Source organism: Pseudomonas sp. L5B5, from assembly GCF_020520285.1.
In the GTDB taxonomy this organism is placed as follows: domain Bacteria; phylum Pseudomonadota; class Gammaproteobacteria; order Pseudomonadales; family Pseudomonadaceae; genus Aquipseudomonas.
Genome location: NZ_CP084742.1, coordinates 929,218 through 945,782, shown reverse-complemented (window position 1 = coordinate 945,782; position 16,565 = coordinate 929,218). Strand labels below are relative to the sequence as shown.

The window sequence follows — 16,565 nt, the reverse complement described above, 5'->3', positions numbered from 1 at the left end:
ATGCAGTCACTGCCGGCGGTTATTCAATGAACAGCAGCAGTTCGGACAACTGCTGCATCAGTTGCCTGACTTCCTGCTCCAGCGAAGTGCTCGATGGTGCTTCCTGCAGTCGGTATTCCATCTCGGCGCAGGACCTGGCCAGGGTGCTGGCCTGTACCGCCCCCAGGGCGCCGGCGATGCTGTGCAGGCGCTCCGCCGCGCCCTGGGGATCGACGCGCTCGAGGGCCTGGTCGAGGCGCAGGAGGTCTTGCTTCATGGTCTCGAGGAACAGCGGTCGCATCCTCGGCGATAGCTGGAGGCGTTCGCCCGGCTGCCATTGGCGCTCGCGCTCGCGAGTCACCGGTGGCGCGAGCGAACGGGGGACGGCAGGCACCTGGCAGAGCTGCGTCAACTGTTGCCATAAGTGCTGCAGGTTCATCGGCTTGACGATCCAGGCACTCATCCCTGCGGCCAGGCAGCGGTTGCGCTCCTCGTCCAGGGCATTGGCCGTGATGCCGATGATTGGTAGCTGGGGATCGCGCTGGCGCAACTGACGGGCCAGTTCGTAGCCATTCATGACCGGCATGTTCAGGTCTGCCAGCACCAGGTCGAACAGCTGGGGTTGCCAGTGTTGCAGGGCTTGTTCGCCGTTGGTCGCCAGGGTCGCCCGGCAGCCCAGGGCGTGCAGTTGCTCCTGGATGAGCGCCTGGTTGATGGGATTGTCCTCGGCCACCAGGACATGCAGGTGCAGTGGGTACAGGCGAGTGTCCACCGGCTGCTGCAGGGGGGACGACTGTCCCTGGCGAGCCTGGGCAACCGCCTGGGCAATAGCGCGGATGTCGTGCACATCGACTATCCACTGGCGATCCTGGTGCTGTTGCCTGCGAGGCGGGTTGGGCAGTGCGCTGACGCGCGGCCCCGGCCAGGGGCGCAAGGTGTCCCGGGGCAGCAGGTCGACCAGGACCTGATCCTGGGCTTGCGGGTCCCAGGTGGTAATGGCCGGCAGGGCCTGGATACCCAGGCGGTTGAGCCAGTCACAGGTGTTTTTCACCAGCTCCGGAACGGGCCCCCGGACATGCACGGGCGGCCCATCGACCAAGGGTTGCAGGCCAGGCAGTAACCCCGGCAGACGCGATAGCTCCAGGCGCAGGGAAAAACTGCTGCCCAGCCCCGGCTCGCTGGTGACCAGCAGTTGTCCCTCCATCAGTGTGCACAGTCGCTGACAGAGTGGCAGGCCCAACCCGGCCCCGAACCGGGAGGTGGTGTCGGGCAATGACCGGTCGGGATCGAACAACCACTCCTGTTGCGAGGCAGGGATGCCGGTGCCGGTATCGGTGACCTGCCATTCGATGCTGGCCCGTTGTCCTGCATAGCCCAGCAGCCGGACCCGCAACACGACCTGGCCACTGTCGGTGAACTTGATGGCATTGCCCAGCAGGTTGTCGAGGATCTGCCGAATCCGCCCGGCATCTCCCGATACCAGGTCTGGCAGATGCGGATCGATGCAGGCGTAGAGCAGCAAGCCGCGCTGCTCGGCAATGGCCGCACAGTCCTTCAGGGCAGCTTCGGCCATGTCCAGCACAGAGAATTCTACCGAGGTGATGGCCAGCTTTCCGGACTCGATCCTGGAGACATCGAGGATGTCGCTGGTCAACTGGAGCAGGGCAGTGGAGCAGCGCTGCAGAGTTAGCAGATGGCCGGCCTGACGTGACGCCAGCGGCGTCAGCCCGAGCAGCTCCAGGGTGCCGAGTACGCCGTACAACGGAGTGCGGATCTTGTGGCTCATGGTGGCCAGGAGTCGGGCCTGGCTTTCTCCCGCCCGTTGCGCTGAATGTCTGGCCTGCTTCAACGCCCGACTACTCTCCACCTGCCGGGTGATGTCATTGAAGGCGCAGAGCACCGCGTCCTGGCCCTGATAACGGGTGGCGGCGAACTTCACCTGCAGGTGGCACCCGGCGACGACCAGGCAGGTCTCGCCACTGTCGAAATGCCGCGGATCCTGTTCCAGCAGTGACAATAGCCCTTTGGTACCGGCGCCCTGCCGGGCCTGGGGGTTTTCCAGCAGGACCGTGAAATCCTCGCGACGTACCACGCACAGCCCAGTGGGGGCCGTCTCGATGACGGTACGGCCAAAGGTCTCGCTCTCGTTCGCGTCTCGGTGGGTTGGGTGCCCCGGGGCCGGTGCCCGCTGGCGCTGCCAGCGGCTGGCGCTCCAGCCCCAGGCGGCCGCGCCCAGGATCAGGCCCAGCAGTCCGGCCACGGTCCACAGTGCCTGGCCGTAGAGGCTGCGGTAACTGATGCCGTAGAGCCCGGTCCACAGGGCAGGAGCCTGGCTGGTGAGTTTGAGTATCACCCCTTGCCAACCAAAGTTCAGACCTTCCTGCAGGGCCCTGGCAGAGCTTCTGGGACCTGCCAGCACCAAGCCTGTGGGGTCGATCAGGGTGAAGTCGTTATAGAGGGGCGTGGGCAGAGGGCGATCGAGCTTGCCGGTGTCGTCCAGTTCCAGCAACGAGCCGATGCTCATCCAGCCGCCGTCCCTGGCCACCTGCAATTGTGCTGGAGCCAGGTACAAGGAGATATGGGCCAGGAGCCGACGGCCGCTATCTACCGGGTGGGGTCGTGGATACTGCTGCCAGTGGACCTGGTCGACGGCGAATCGCCAGTGCTTTTGCAGAACCTGGCGTAGTTCCTGAACGGACAGGCTGTTGTCGCGTCGCGTGCGATCGTCGTACCCGGTACGCGCGCCCAGTGTGTCCAGGTCGAGGCCATCGCAGGCATTGAGCACCAGCACCCTGGGTGCCTGCAGGTGCGAGTCGGGCCATAACGCCCGGTAGAGCGTCAACAACTGCATGCCTGCGACAAGCAACCGTGAAAATTCCCGGCTGGACAGGTGGCGGTTCAGGGCCTGGGCCAGGGTGTGTGGCAGGTTCCGATCATCGCAGTTTCCCTGGGCCAGGAAGGGCGGGACAGTGCGCTGGCGCAATGGCAGGTGAATGCTGCTCGGGTACGAACTGACCGGGGCGATGGCTGTCACGCGCCCGAGGAACAGCTCCTGCTCCTGGACACTGTCCATCAACTGGCTGAAATGCGCCTTCAGGGTGACTGATTGCTGTTCGACCAGTCGTATCGCCGCCCAGTACAAGGTGGTGCAGAGGAGGCCCAGGCCCAGCAGGATCAACAGGCCCAGGCTCAGCCGTGCCTGGTAGCGAAGCAGACGGGCCGGGAAGGGGTTGCTGTACTTCATCACTGATCTACCAGACACATGGGTAAGGCCCGACGAGGGGCTGCTGCTTGAAACCGGGACGTCAGTGTCGCGGGGTAGTGATGCGGGCGAGCCGGAACTCAGTGCAGGCTGGTGCCCGGCAGCGGTTCGGGAGGGCGGTTGACAGCATCCCGCCGGTTAACCGGCACCTGGTCGCATGGCGGCGGGTGCTGCGGGTTTGCGGCAATCGAAATGCTGTGGCGGTTCATGGGGGGCTCTTTCATAAAGCATCAGATAGTTGAACAGCGCCCTCAATGCGAAGGGCTTGACCAGGCAGTGATTCATTCCGGCGTCGAAGCACAGTTGCTCCTCTCCGCGCATGGCGTTGGCCGTGGCGCCGATGATGGGGGTCGAGCAGCCTCGGCGGCGCAGTTCCCTGGCCAATTCATAACCGTTGAGCCTGGGCATGTTCACATCGGTCAGCACCAGGTCGAAGCCACCGTTCCTCCAGGTGCCGAGCGCTTCCTCGCCGTTGGAGGCCAGTTCGACGCTGCAGCCCAGTTCCTCCAGCTGGTCCTTGAGGATCAGCTGGTTGATCAGGTTGTCTTCGACGACCAGCACATGCAGGCTGAGCTTTTTCAGTTCGCGGCTGTCGGGGTGTTCCTGGTGGTGGTTCACCCAGACGCCGCGTGCCTGGTTCACGGCCTGGTGAATCGCCCGCAGATTGTTGCTGTTGACTTGCCAGATGCCGTCATGGGGCCGGGAGTCGTGGTGGCCCTCGCCACTGGCCAGCACCAGGGGGCCCTTCCAGCCGGGCTCCAGGCGTTGCTCCATTACGCCCGGGTGCAGCTCGATCAGTACATTGCCGGATTCTCGGCCACCCTGGCTCGGCAGGCAGGCCTGTGCCCGCATGCCCCAACGACGCAACCAGCCGGTGACCGATTCGGCCAGCTCGCGTACTGGCGATACCACGTAGATCATCTGCGCAGGCTGCGTGCCGGTGGGCATGGCGCGGGGTGGGGTAGTGCCCGTCTTCAGGGGCAGGGTCAGGGTGAAGCTGCTGCCCAGGCCCAGCTCGCTGACCATGCGGATGCTGCCGTTCATCAGCAGGGTCAAGCGTTGGCAGATCGGCAGGCCAAGGCCAGTGCCGGCGATGACATTGGTGTTGCCTTCAGTCTGGTAGAACGGCTCGAAGATCAGGGCCTGGTTGACCCGGGCGATGCCCCGACCGGTGTCGGATACCTGCCAACTGATGTGGCCGTCCTGACCATCGTGATGGTCGACCCTGACTCGCAGGACGATGCGTCCCGAATCGGTGAACTTGACCGCATTGTTCAGCAGGTTGCTGAGGATCTGACGGATCCGCGTGACATCGCCAAGCAGGGCCTCTGGCAGTTGCGGGTCCACGCAGGCATAGAACTGCAGCCCCTTGGCCCGGGCGGCAGCGGCATAGCTCTGGATAAGCTCGTGTACCAGGTCCAGGGCGCTGAACTCGCTGAGTTCCAGGGCCAGTTGCCCGGCCTCGATCTTGGAGACGTCGAGCACGTCGCAGATCAGTTGCAGCAGGGTGCCGGAGGAGCCCTCGATGGCCCGCAGGTAGTCGCGCTGCTGGTCGTCCAGCCGGGTACGTGCGAGCAGCTCCAGGGTGCCTAGTACCCCATACAGCGGTGTACGGATCTCGTGGCTCATGGTGGCCAGGAACAGGGTCTTGGCTTCATTGGCGGTGTCGGCCAGGCGCCGCGCTTCCTCGAGGGTGGCCTCGATCTGCTTGCGAGCGCTGATGTCGCTGAAGGCGCAGAACAGCACGTCCTCGCCCTTGTAGCGGGTCGGTGCCGAACTGAGGTAGAGGTGACGGCCATCGGCGGTTTCAAAGTAGTCGCAGCTGTCGGGGCGGCTGGTGTCGAATGCCCGGGCGATCCAGCCGGCACACAGTTGCTCGCGTTCGCTGCTGTTGCCCAGCCATTGCTGGGACAAGGCATTTTCCAGTACCACCCGGCCGTCGCTGCGGCGCAGCACGCACAGGGCCACAGGGGCGATCTGGATCACGTCACGGCTGAACGCCTCGCTTTCGATCATGGCCTGGATCCGATGGATGGCCGGTGCGATCAGGCGGACTTCGATCCAGTGGGTCAGCCAACCGATCAGGGCCACGCCGAACAGGCTGACCAGCAACGCCGCGAGCAATTGCGGGAGCAGGGTCCTGAGCAGGACGTACAAGTCGAAGGAGTACACCAGTTGCCAGTCCGAGCTGCTGAGCTGCTTGCGGATCACCACGTGATCGGGCCACCAGCGGCCACCGAGAAAACCGAAGAAGCTCTCGCCCTTGACCCGCTGCACGGCTTCGGCCAGCTGGAGGTTGGGGGTGCTGCTCAGGAGCACGCCGCCCAGGGAGTTGAACATCATGAATTCGCCGGCGTTCTGGTTCTGCAGCGCCTCGGAGACACTGCTGCCATCCATCTCCAGTGCCAGCCAGCCGGAGTCGGCGAAGCGTTCGTCGAGGCGAGTGAAGATGTACAGCCGGGCGGCGCCGGAGGAGTGGTCCATCAGCCATAGCTCCTCGCCCATGGGTACCTCATCGGGCGTCAGGACGGCTAGCCTGGCCAGCAGAGCCTGGGGCAGGTGGGAGGTTGCTGGCCGGGAGCTGAAGAGCTGCTGTACCTGGGGTTGGGGGCCCGCGTGGACATACAGGAGGGTCAGTTGCTTGTGCCCGAGGTAGCCGCGCATGCGCTGGGTGAGCCAGACGCTCCACTGGTGTTCACCCGGCGGGCCGAGCCGCAGATGGATTTCCTCGGTGGAGTCGCTGCCTGGCAGTGCGTTGCCGGCGGCTGCCACGGGCTTGTGCACGGCGGAAAGGCTGAGGCTGGCCAGCAGTGCTTCGCGAGTGGTGAAGAAGGCCTGTGCTTCGGCGATGGCACTGCTCATGTAGCTGCGTCGTTGTGACAGTTCGTTGTTGAGGGTCGAGCGCAGGAAGTTGTAGACAGTGCCGAGCAGGCCGATCAGGAGGATCAGTGCAACGACCCGAAGCAGCCGGCGGGCTGCTTCGGGGGAGGAAAAGACCGGATTGATCTGGGGTAGATAGCTTTTTAATCTCATGCGCCAACTGTAATTGCGGGCATGAAGGGCAGGGATCAGACAATTCTTAAATGGTCAGCGGCAACGTAGAATTGTCCGACCGAAAGCCACGGCCTGCCTGGCTCTGCGCCGGTACAACGGTTGCTCGCCTGGGCCGTTTCGGCGGTGCAGGTGGTTCAGACCATGCTCAGTCGCTGCTTGTGCCGTGGCGCCGCAAAGACCTGGTCCAGCTCCAGCAGGTCCTCGGGACCCAGCTGCAACTCGCCGGCCCGGGCGTTGAGCCGTACATGCTCCGGATGCACGGCCTTGGGAATGGCCAGCACCCCGTCCTGGCGCAGCAGCCAGGCCAGCGCCACCTGGGCCGGCGTGGCGTCGTGACGCTGCGCGACCCGCTGCAACACCGGCTCGGCGAGTAACGCGCCACCCTGGCCGATAGGGCAGTAGGCCATCAGTGGCATGCCTCGACGCTGGCAGGCCGGCAACAGGTCGAACTCGATGCCCCGGGATTCCAGGTTGTACAGCACCTGGTTGGTGGCGCAGGCCGGTGCCTGGAGCTCGTCCAGGTCCGCCACATCGAAATTGGAAACACCCCAGTGGCGAATCTTGCCGTCCTGGCGCAAGCGCTCGAAGGCCTCGAGCGTCTCTTCCAGCGGATACTGGCCGCGCCAGTGCAGCAGGTACAGGTCGATGACCTCGGTGCCCAAGCGTTTCAGGCTGCGTTCGCAGGCCAGTGGCAGCCCCTGGCGGCTGGCATTGTGTGGGTAGACCTTGCTCACCAGGAAGACTTCGTCGCGCCGCCCGGCGATGGCCTGGCCGACCACTTCCTCGGCGCCACCCTCGCCATACATTTCGGCGGTGTCGATCAGGCTCAAGCCCAGGTCGATACCGCTGCGCAATGCAGTGACCTCCCGCTCCCGCTGCCGCGGGTCCTCGCCCATGCGCCACGTGCCTTGGCCAATGACGGGCACTTGGGTACCTGCGAGTTGCAACTTGCGCATGAGAACCTCCTGGGATCCACGGAACGTCGAGGGAAAGAGCCAGGGAAACAAAGCCGCCGGCAGGGGTCAAGGACCGTTGGGGGCGGCTGGGGGAGAATGCCCTGGGCTTGGTTATTTCTTAAAAGAATAAATATCTAATTATTTATTCCTTTTAATGGTTTTGCCGAAAGCGCATGTTGATCACCAGCCCCTCAACTCCTGAGTCCGGTGCCAACAGAGGATGTTCCCGCATGACCATTCAAGCGATCAACGTGCGCAATCAGTTCAAGGGTGTGATCAAGGAGATCCACCAGGGCCAGGTGGTTTCGGAAATCGACGTGCAGACGGCCTCGGGTATCGTCACCTCGGTGATCACCACACGCTCGGTACGCGACCTTGAACTCAAGGTCGGCAGCGAAGTGATTGCCTTCGTCAAGTCCACCGAAGTATCCATCGCCAAGCTCTGAGGCACCGGCCTTCGGGCGTCGTCATTCACAGGGGAGTGAAACCTGCCGGATCCGCTGGGCATCACGACATCGCCTGTCCTGGGCCTGGTCCAGCTGGCCCATCGGCGTTGAAACCTCAAGCAGGGGCCCTGCAGGCATTCAGCAGGCATCCGGCAGTTGCTGCCAGCATTGCTCCAGCCAGTCGCACAGGGCAGTGACGCGCTGTGGAACGAAGCGACTGTGCAAACGCACCAAGTGCACCGGCAGGGTGGGCAACTGCCACTGAGGCAGGAGTTTCACCAGCTCTCCACGACGCACCGACGGCGCCAGCAGCCAGTCCGGCCCGGCGTGCAGCCCGGCGCCGGCCAGCAGCGCGCTGTGGATGGCGCCCAGGCTGTTGAGATGGAAGCTGGCATTGAGTTCAACCTTCACCACCTCGCCCTCGCGACTGAGCAGCAGCTGGGTCGGGCTCTGCTCGGTCATCCAGGAATAGACCAGAGCCCGATGCTCGGCCAGTTCCGCAGGCTGGCGTGGGGTGCCATGGGCTCGCAGGTAGTCGGGGCTGGCGTACAGTCCATGGGACAACTGCCCCAGGGGCCGGGCCACCAGAGACGAGGCCCGCAGGTGGCCCACCCGCAGCGCCACATCGATGCCTTCGGCCATCAGGTCCAGGGCCCGGTCGGACAGCACCAGGTCCATTACCAGGGCTGGATGCTGACGCTGGAAACCGGCGAGCCAGGCACTGACATGGCGCTCGCCCAGGGCGACCGGAGCACTGACCCGCAATCGCCCGCAGAGCTCGGGTGTGCCCTGGTCGAGGCTGGCCAGCAGGGCGTCCATCTCCTCCAGTAGCGGGCGCATCTGCTCATAAGCCCGGGTGCCGGCTGGGGTCAGGCTGACCTTGCGAGTACTGCGATTGAGCAACTGGGTATTGAGCCGGCGCTCCAGGGCGGTGAGCTGGCGGCTGACAGAGGAAGGCTCCAGGCTCAGGTCCTCGGCGGCCAAGGTCAGGCTGCCACGTTCCACCACCCGGAAAAAAACCCGCCATGGGGTGTTATCTGAATTCTTGCGCATTACGCAATTTGATTTTGATAGTGGGAGCATGTCAATGCAAAAAGTGCAGCAATAGTATCCAGGCTTCCTGAATCACGAGCCTGCCCCATGTCTTCAAGTACGCCCATCGCTCCTGCTGCCGACCGTTACTGGATGCTGTTCGCCGTTTGTGCGGCCGGCCTGATCCTGCCCCTGGAATATACCGGCCCGGCCATGGCCTTGCCGGCCATCGAGCAGGCCCTGGGCGGCGGCCCAATAGCCCTGGCCTGGGTGATCAACGCCTTTGCCCTGAGCTTTGGCAGCTCGGTGATGCTGGCCGGAACTCTGGCCGATCGCTATGGGCGCAAACGCATCTTCAGCCTGGGCATGGCCGGTTTCACCGGGCTGTCGCTATTGATCGGTTTCTCCCGGGATGTCTGGATGCTGGACCTGTTGCGTGGCTTGCAGGGAATCGCCGCGGCGCTGGCCATGGCCGCTGGCGCCGCCGCTCTGGCCCAGGCATTCGAGGGCCGGGCCCGGACCCGCGCCTTCAGCCTGCTGGGCAGCGCCTTTGGCCTGGGCCTGGCCTGCGGTCCGGTGATCGCCGGGGCGCTGGTGCAATGGGCGGGGTGGCAGGCGATCTTCCTGCTCGGTGCGGTGATTGGCGGCGCGGTACTGCTCCTGGGGGTGCCACGCATGCAGGAGAGTCGCGACCCCGAGGCCCAGTCCCTGGACAAACCGGGAATTTTCACCTTCAGCGCGTTCCTGGTGCTGCTGACCTTCGCCATCATGCAGATCCCCGAGGACGGCCTGGTCAGCTTGCGCGTGCTGAGCCTGCTGGGTGGCGCGGCGCTGTGCCTGGTGGCGTTCATCCGTGCGGAGCAACGGCAGCGACGGCCGATGCTGGACCTGAGTCTGTTTGGTGATCGGCGGTTCGTCGGGATCCAGTTGCTGCCTGTGGCGACGGCTGTCTGCTTCATCGTCCTGCTGATTCTCTTGCCCCTGCGCCTGATCGGGGTCGAAGGGCTGGGGCCATGGCGCGCCGGGGCGATGATGATTGCCTTGTCGGCGCCCATGGCTGTCGTACCGTTCACCGCGGGGCTGCTGACACGCTGGTGCAGTGCCGCCAGCCTGGCCTGTCTGGGGCTGGTGATCGCCGCGGGCGGCCTGCTCTGGTTGAGCCTGGTGCCGGTAGGGCAGCCCGCCGTGGCGATGCTCTGGCCGTTGCTGGTGATCGGCATCGGCACAGGCTTGCCCTGGGGCTTGATGGACGATCTGTCGATCAGCGTGGTGCCCGTGGAGCGGGCTGGCATGGCCACGGGCATCTTCACCACCCTGCGCGCCTGCGGTGAAGCCATCTGCGTGGCGGCCGGCCTGGCCCTGCTCAAGGCCTTGCTCGCCAACGAACTGGCGGTCGGCCTGGCACAAGGGGTCGATGGTTCGCTGGCCGGCCTGGCCAATGCCCTGGCCATGGGAGATGCGTCGGCGCTCCAGGGGTTGGCCGGCCGCTTGTCGCCCATGGCGCTGGAGCAGCTCTATAGCCAGGGTTTCGCCCACCTGCTGCAGACACTGGCCGGTATTACCCTGCTGGCGGCGTGTTGTTGCGTCCTGGCGTTGCGTGCGCCACGGCAGGCGGCTTGCCCGGCCAGCCACTGACGCCCGTTTCAGCGGCCCTCATGCTGCTTGCGATAGGCCCCTGGTTGCAGGCCCACGGCCTTGGTGAAGGCCCGGGTGAAGGCCGCAACCGACTGGTAACCCACGGCGGCGCCCACGTGCTCCACGGTCTGGTTGGCCTTGAGCAGCTGGCACGCATGGCGCATGCGCAGGGCCAGCAGTACCTGCCCCGGCGATTGCCCGGCCAGCTCGTTGAAGCGCTTGAAGAAGGCCGAGCGCGAGAGACCGGTCAGGGCCGCCATGCTTTCCAGGGGCCAGGGCTGGCCGGGTTGCCGGATCAACTGCTCGAGCAGGCGGGCAAACGCCGGATGCCGGGCCAGTGCCACAAGGCCGCCCAGGTCCTGGCGGTCGTTGACCTGCTGGCGCAGCACATACAGGAACAGCAAATGGCTCAGGCGTTCCAGCAGTGCAACCGACGGCGGCGCAGGTCGTTGGCATTCCTCGAGAATCAGCTGGAACAAGGCCCGGGCTGCCGTGAGGGACGGGTCACCCGCTCGCAGGACGATCCAGCCGGGCAGGCCGTCGATGATCAATGACGACAATCCCGACTTGAAATGAAAGAAACCACAGACCAGGCCGACGCCGTCCTGGGCGCCCAGGTCGAGCGCGGCCATGGGCATGCGCGGCAGGGCCTGCGCCTGGCAGGTCTGTTGTGCGCTGGACAGCCGGTAGTCCAGGTCCTGCAGCAGGAATACCGCGTCCCCGGCCTCCAGGCGCGCCGCCTGGGACTCGCCGTCGATGTGCAGCCAGCAATGCCCCTGCACGATCAGGTGGAAACTGGCCCTGGCCAGCCCCTGGGTGCTGGCATGCCAGCCACCGCAGTAGCGTCCGACATGGAACAGACTGGCATCCAGTTCCAGGCCTTCTAATAACCAATCAACCATTGGGTTCGACGAAATCATCTAAGGGAAATACTCAGAAGCAAGTAATCGCTACTTTAGAATATGGATCGGAATTCTTATAACCAACAGACTTGACGCACACCAACACAGCAGGAGTCCACTCCATGTCCCGCGTCACTCTACACACCTTGTCCAGCGCCCCAGAAGCGGCCCGGCCCTTTCTGGAGAACGCCCAGAAGAACTCAGGCTACATTCCCAACCTGCTCGGCATCCTGGCCAATTCCCCGGCGGCCCTGGAAACCTATGTCACGGTCTCCGGGCTCAATGCCAAGTCCGAACTGAGCCTGGCGGAGCGCGAAGTGGTGCAGTTGATCGCCGCGACCACCCACGGTTGCGACTTCTGTGTCGCAGGTCATACCGCCGTGGCGCTGAACAAGGCCAAACTTGCCGACCCGGTGGTCAGCGCCCTGCGCGAGCAGGGCACCTTGCCCGAGGCCCGGCTGGAAGCCCTGGCGGCTTTCGCCCGGGAAGTCATTGCCACCCGCGGCAAGGTGAGCGACGAGGGGTATGCGCAGTTCAAGGCCGCAGGATACAGCGAAGGCAATGCCCTGGAGGTGATCCTGGGCATCAGTCTTGCGACCCTGTGCAACTTCGCCAACGTGTTCGCCGGTACTGAACTGAATCCCGAGCTGGCCAGGTATCGCTGGTCCGCGCAAGGTCAATGAGCCAGGGCGCCGGCAGGCTGGCGGCGCCTTTTTTCAAGGAGAAAATCACATGCTCAATGCGCAATTGAGTCAATGGCTGGATGCCCAGGCCCAGGCGCTGGACCTGGGGCAATGCGACCCACAGTCGGTGCTGGCCCAGTTGGCAGCCGGCGGCGTGCTGCGAGTCGGCATCGACCCGCAGCAGGGCGGTAGCGGCGGCGATCTCGGCGACGCACTGGAGGCCATGGCCGAAGTGGCCAGCCACTCGCTGGCGGCAGCGTTCGTCTGCTGGGGTCAGCGGGCCTTCATCGAGTACCTGCTGTACAGCCCCAACCAGGGATTGCGCGAGCGCCTGCTGCCCGCGCTGCTCAGCGGTGAGCTGGCGGGCGCCACCGGGCTGTCCAATGCCATGAAGTTTCTTTCCGGGATCGAAGCCCTGCAGGTCAGGGCTCGCGACCAGGAACACGGCTGGAGCTTGAGCGGGCGCCTGCACTGGGTCACCAACCTGCGCAGAAGCGGTTTCGTGGTCGCCGCGGCGGTGGAGCGCGAGGAGGGCGGCGCGCCCCTGATCCTGGCCATACCCGACACGGTGCGGGGACTGGAGCGCTCCGACGACCTGCAACTGATGGGCCTGCAATCGAGCAATACCGCTGCCTTGGACCTGCAGCAGGTGCAACTGGCCCGCGACTGGTTGCTGCACGACGATGCCCGGGTGTTCCTGCCAGCGGTGCGTCCGGCGTTCCTCGGGCTGCAGTGCGCCCTGGCCATCGGCCTGGCACGCCGGGCCCTGGCCGAGGTCGAACAGCACTTGCAGAGTACCCGCTCGGTCCTCCAGGAGCCTTTGCAAGAGCAGCGCCAGGCGTTGGAGCAAAGCGTCGCCGAACTCAAGGCAGGCTTGCTCGAGGGACGTTTCCTCAGCCAGCCAGCGGCCCTGTTCCGGGTGCGCATCGCCCTGGCCGAAGCCACCGCCAACGCCGTGCAGCTGGAGTTGCAGGCCAGTGGCGGCAAGGCCTACCTGAGCGAGCACGGCAGCGGTTTTGCCCGGCGCTGGCGCGAGTCGGCCTTCGTGCCCATCGTCACCCCGAGCCTGGTGCAACTGCGCGCCGAATTGCAGCGCCAGGCGCGGAACGCCGCATGACTGGCCTGTTGAACGCGCGGCAGATCAGCCTGGGTTATCACGGCCCGGGCGGCTGGCACCTGGTGCTCGAGCACTTCGACCTGCAACTGCAGGCCGGCGAGGTGGTATCGGTGCTCGGCCCCAGCGGTGTCGGCAAGTCCAGCCTGCTGCGGGTCCTGGCCGGCTTGCAGGCCCCGTACAAGGGCCAGGTGAGCCTGGCCGGCGAGGTGCTGGAGGGGCCGCATCCCAGAGTTGCGGTGGCGTTCCAGGATCCCAGCCTGCTGCCCTGGCTGAACCTGGAGCACAACGTGGCCTTCGGCCTGGACTTCGCTCGCCAGCCACACCTGAGCGCCCGGCAGCGCAAGGAGCGTATCGACCAGGCCATTGCCGATGTCGGCCTGGAGCATGCCCGCCTGCGCTATCCGGCGCAGCTTTCGGGTGGCATGGCCCAGCGCACCGCGCTGGCCCGCTGCCTGGCCCGCCAGCCCCAGGTGCTGTTGCTGGACGAGCCCTTCGGGGCCCTGGACGAAGTGACCCGGGCCGACATGCAGCACTTGCTGCTCAAGGTGATCGGCCAGCACCGGACCGCGGCGCTGCTGATCACCCACGACATCGACGAAGCCCTGCTGCTGTCCGATCGGGTGCTGCTACTGGGGAACAGCCCGGCGCACATCCTCGGCCAGTGGCGCATCGACCTGCCGGCCCCGCGCGCCGAACGGATCGAGGAACTGGGCGCCTTGCGTATCGAGATTCTCAAGACCCTTCGGCGGGCGAGCCGCAATCCCCTCATTTCCCCTTTGCCTGCACCGTCGGAGATTGACCATGTGCCTGGATGACTTCACCCACACCCGTCGCGACTTCCTCAAGCTCAGCGCGCTGCTGACAGCCGGCGGCGCCTTGCCGCTGCTCAACAGCCTGCAGGCCCGCGCGGCCCAGGAACCGGATGCTCCCGTGCGCATTGGCTACCTGCCGATCACCGATGCCACCCCATTGCTGGTGGCCCACAACAACGGTTTGTTCGAAGCCGAGGGCATCAAGGCCGAACGCCCGGTGCTGCTGCGCAGCTGGGCCCAGGTGATCGAGGCGTTCATTTCCGGGCAGGTCAACGTCATCCACCTGCTGTCGCCGATGACCGTCTGGGCCCGTTATGGCAGCCAGGTACCGGCCAAGGTGGTGGCCTGGAACCACGTCGGCGGTTCCGGCCTGACCGTGGCACCCGGCATCAACGAGATCAGGCAACTGGCCGGACAGTCGCTGGCGATCCCGTTCTGGTACTCGATCCACAACGTGGTGCTGCAGCAACTGCTGCGGGACAACGGCCTGGTGCCGGTCAGCAAGGCCGCAGGCAGCGCCCTGGGAGGCAACGAGGTCAACCTGGTGGTGCTGCCGCCATCGGACATGCCGCCGGCCCTGGCCAGCAAGCGCATCGCTGGCTACATCGTCGCCGAGCCCTTCAATGCCCTGGCCGAGGAACTCAAGGTCGGCCGGGTGCAACGCTTCACTGGTGACGTCTGGCGCAACCACGCCTGCTGCGTGGTGTTCATGCACGAGCATGACCTGAACAACCGGCCCGAGTGGTCGCAGAAGGTGGTCAATGCCATCGTCAAGGCCCAGTTGTGGACCCGTGACCATCGCGCCGAAGCGGCCCGGCTGCTGTCCAAGGACGGCAGCAACCGCTACACCCCCCATGCGCCCCAGGTGCTGGGGCGGGTGCTGGCACCCTCGGCCACCGATCGCGAGGCCTACCTGGCCAGCGGTGCGATCCGCAATGGCCAGTGGGACGAGCAGCGCATCGACTTCCAGCCGTACCCGTTCCCCAGCTACACCGAGGAACTGGTCAAGCGCCTGAAGGACACCCTGATCGAAGGCGACAAGGGATTCCTCGCCGGGCTCGATCCGCAGCACACCGCCCGGGACCTGGTGGACGACCGCTTTGTGCGCAATGCCATCGCCAGTGTCGGCGGGCTCAAGGCCTTCGGCCTGGCCGAGAGCTTCGAGCGCAGCGAGGAGTTTGCCCCTTGATGGACAAGCGACCTTCCTCCCTGGGCCACTGGGGCCTGGGCCTGGCTGGGCTGGCGAGCCTGCTGCTGGGCTGGTGGCTGGGCGTGCACCTGGCTGGTGGCGATGGGCTGGCGGCGCGGTTTTCCCCCGAGGCGACGTTCGCCAGCCTGGTGGAACTGCTCGGCCAGCCGCAGGTGTACGAACACATCTGGGTGAGCCTCAAGCGGATTCTGGTGGGGCTGTTGCTGGCCCTGCTGATCGGCGTGCCCCTGGGCCTGCTGGTGGGCAGCTACCGGCACCTGGAGGCGGCCACCACCCCGGCGTTCCAGTTCCTGCGGATGATCTCGCCGCTGTCCTGGATGCCGGTGGTGGTGATGCTGATGGGCGTGGGCGATCAGCCGATCTACTTCCTGCTGGCCTTCGCCGCCCTGTGGCCAATCCTGCTCAACACCGCCGCTGGGGTTCGTCAGCTCGACCCGCGCTGGTTGCAACTGAGCCGCAGCCTGAGTGCCACGCGCTGGGAAACCCTGCGCAAGGTGATCCTGCCGGGGGTGCTGGGGCACGTGCTGACGGGCGTGCGCCTGGCCATCGGCATCCTGTGGATCGTCCTGGTGCCGTGCGAGATGCTCGGGGTCAGCGCCGGCCTGGGCTACTTCATCCTCGATACCCGCGATCGCCTGGCCTACTCGGAACTGATGGCCATGGTGCTGCTGATCGGCGTCCTCGGCTTTGCCCTCGATGCCCTGGCCCGAAGCCTGCACCGACGCTGGGTTCACGCCTGAGCCCAGCCCGCCATCCCCGAGAGTTTCCCTCGGGGATGGTTGACGATTGTTCCTTGTAGCTTTAGATTGTGGAACGATCATTCCAGTCAAGGTGCTTGCCGTGCGTCCCAAGGAGTTCGACCCCGACCAGATCGCCGATGCAGCCATGCAGGTGTTCTGGCAACGCGGATATGCCGCCACCTCCATCCAGGACCTGGTAGAGGGCACCGGCCTGAGCCGCAGCAGCCTGTACAACGCCTTCGATAGCAAGCACGGCTTGTACACCTGCGCGCTCAAGCGTTACCAGCAGATGACCACGGCCAATATCGAGCTGCTGGCCGGGGACGCCCCGGCGCCGGAGCGGGTGCGGCGCCTGCTGATGAAGATCGTTGACAACGAATTGCAGGACGGCCAGCGCCTGGGCTGCCTGGCGGCCAATGCCTCGCTGGAGATGGCCGGGCAGGACCCGGTAGTGGCGCAACTGGTCGCGCAGAATTTCCGGCGTATCGAGGCGGCCCTGGAGCAGGTGTTGCTCAAGGGCCAGGAACAGGGACACATCGCTGCGCACAAGAGCCCCCGGGCCCTGGCCAGCTTTGTCGTGTGTACCGTCCAGGGCCTGCGGGTGCTGGGCAAGGGCAGCCTGCCGGACGAACGCCGCCAGCGCCTGCTGGATGTCGTGGAGGTGGCGCTGGCCAGCCTGGCCTAGGTCCCGGGCGCGGTCCGCCCGCACCGTCGCCACCCAGGCAACACCCGATCAA

General features: G+C 65.5%; 13 protein-coding genes. 8 read left to right on the top strand and 5 right to left on the bottom strand.

The features are described from left to right. Positions 1-19 precede the first annotated feature (19 nt). The 3 genes from LGQ10_RS04225 to LGQ10_RS04215 all read right to left on the bottom strand — a co-directional run bounded on the left by LGQ10_RS04225 (position 20) and on the right by LGQ10_RS04215 (position 7,251). Complete coding sequence (locus LGQ10_RS04225) at positions 20-3,223, bottom strand: hybrid sensor histidine kinase/response regulator (protein ID WP_226524808.1); 3,204 nt, start codon at positions 3,221-3,223, stop codon at positions 20-22. Positions 3,224-3,379: 156 nt separating this feature from the next. Then, positions 3,380-6,274, bottom strand: coding sequence for an ATP-binding protein (locus LGQ10_RS04220; RefSeq protein ID WP_226524807.1), 2,895 nt, complete (start codon positions 6,272-6,274; stop codon positions 3,380-3,382). 155 nt (positions 6,275-6,429) lie between these two features. After that, entirely contained in the window at positions 6,430-7,251 is an 822-nt protein-coding gene (locus LGQ10_RS04215; RefSeq protein WP_226524806.1) for an aldo/keto reductase, read from the bottom strand. Positions 7,252-7,481: 230 nt separating this feature from the next. Between LGQ10_RS04215 and LGQ10_RS04210 the strand changes: the two genes are divergently transcribed. Next, positions 7,482-7,697 (top strand): TOBE domain-containing protein, encoded by a 216-nt coding sequence (locus tag LGQ10_RS04210; protein ID WP_058436001.1) that lies wholly within the window; start codon positions 7,482-7,484, stop codon positions 7,695-7,697. Between the two features lie 138 nt (positions 7,698-7,835). On the opposite strand, the gene LGQ10_RS04205 is transcribed toward LGQ10_RS04210, so the two are convergent. Then, positions 7,836-8,750: a LysR family transcriptional regulator gene (locus LGQ10_RS04205; protein WP_226524805.1), complete on the bottom strand. Its 915-nt coding sequence runs from the start codon at positions 8,748-8,750 to the stop codon at positions 7,836-7,838. Positions 8,751-8,837: 87 nt separating this feature from the next. Here LGQ10_RS04205 and LGQ10_RS04200 point away from each other — a divergent pair, with 87 nt between their 5' ends. Further along, positions 8,838-10,364, top strand: a complete 1,527-nt coding sequence (locus tag LGQ10_RS04200) for an MFS transporter (RefSeq protein ID WP_226524804.1) — start codon at positions 8,838-8,840, stop codon at positions 10,362-10,364. An 8-nt stretch (positions 10,365-10,372) separates the two neighbouring features. Here the strand turns inward: LGQ10_RS04200 and LGQ10_RS04195 are convergent, their stop codons facing one another. Further along, positions 10,373-11,284 (bottom strand): AraC family transcriptional regulator, encoded by a 912-nt coding sequence (locus tag LGQ10_RS04195; RefSeq protein ID WP_226524803.1) that lies wholly within the window; start codon positions 11,282-11,284, stop codon positions 10,373-10,375. A gap of 104 nt (positions 11,285-11,388) precedes the next feature. Between LGQ10_RS04195 and LGQ10_RS04190 the strand changes: the two genes are divergently transcribed. The 6 genes from LGQ10_RS04190 to LGQ10_RS04165 all read left to right on the top strand — a co-directional run bounded on the left by LGQ10_RS04190 (position 11,389) and on the right by LGQ10_RS04165 (position 16,513). After that, positions 11,389-11,949 carry a carboxymuconolactone decarboxylase family protein gene (locus LGQ10_RS04190; protein ID WP_226524802.1) on the top strand — a complete coding sequence of 187 codons (561 nt, stop codon included), beginning with the start codon at positions 11,389-11,391 and terminating at the stop codon, positions 11,947-11,949. A 49-nt stretch (positions 11,950-11,998) separates the two neighbouring features. Beyond that, positions 11,999-13,066 (top strand): acyl-CoA dehydrogenase family protein, encoded by a 1,068-nt coding sequence (locus LGQ10_RS04185; RefSeq protein WP_226524801.1) that lies wholly within the window; start codon positions 11,999-12,001, stop codon positions 13,064-13,066. Next, on the top strand, positions 13,063-13,881 hold the full coding sequence (locus LGQ10_RS04180; RefSeq protein ID WP_226524800.1) for an ABC transporter ATP-binding protein: 819 nt from the start codon (positions 13,063-13,065) through the stop codon (positions 13,879-13,881). The genes LGQ10_RS04185 and LGQ10_RS04180 overlap by 4 nt, the downstream gene beginning before the upstream one ends. Beyond that, positions 13,868-15,067 (top strand): ABC transporter substrate-binding protein, encoded by a 1,200-nt coding sequence (locus LGQ10_RS04175; protein ID WP_226524799.1) that lies wholly within the window; start codon positions 13,868-13,870, stop codon positions 15,065-15,067. The genes LGQ10_RS04180 and LGQ10_RS04175 overlap by 14 nt, the downstream gene beginning before the upstream one ends. Next, complete coding sequence (locus tag LGQ10_RS04170) at positions 15,067-15,828, top strand: ABC transporter permease (RefSeq protein ID WP_226524798.1); 762 nt, start codon at positions 15,067-15,069, stop codon at positions 15,826-15,828. Before LGQ10_RS04175 ends, LGQ10_RS04170 begins: the two co-directional genes overlap by 1 nt. A 100-nt stretch (positions 15,829-15,928) precedes the next feature. Continuing rightward, positions 15,929-16,513, top strand: coding sequence for a TetR/AcrR family transcriptional regulator (locus LGQ10_RS04165; RefSeq protein WP_226524797.1), 585 nt, complete (start codon positions 15,929-15,931; stop codon positions 16,511-16,513). The last annotated feature ends 52 nt before the right edge of the window (positions 16,514-16,565 follow it).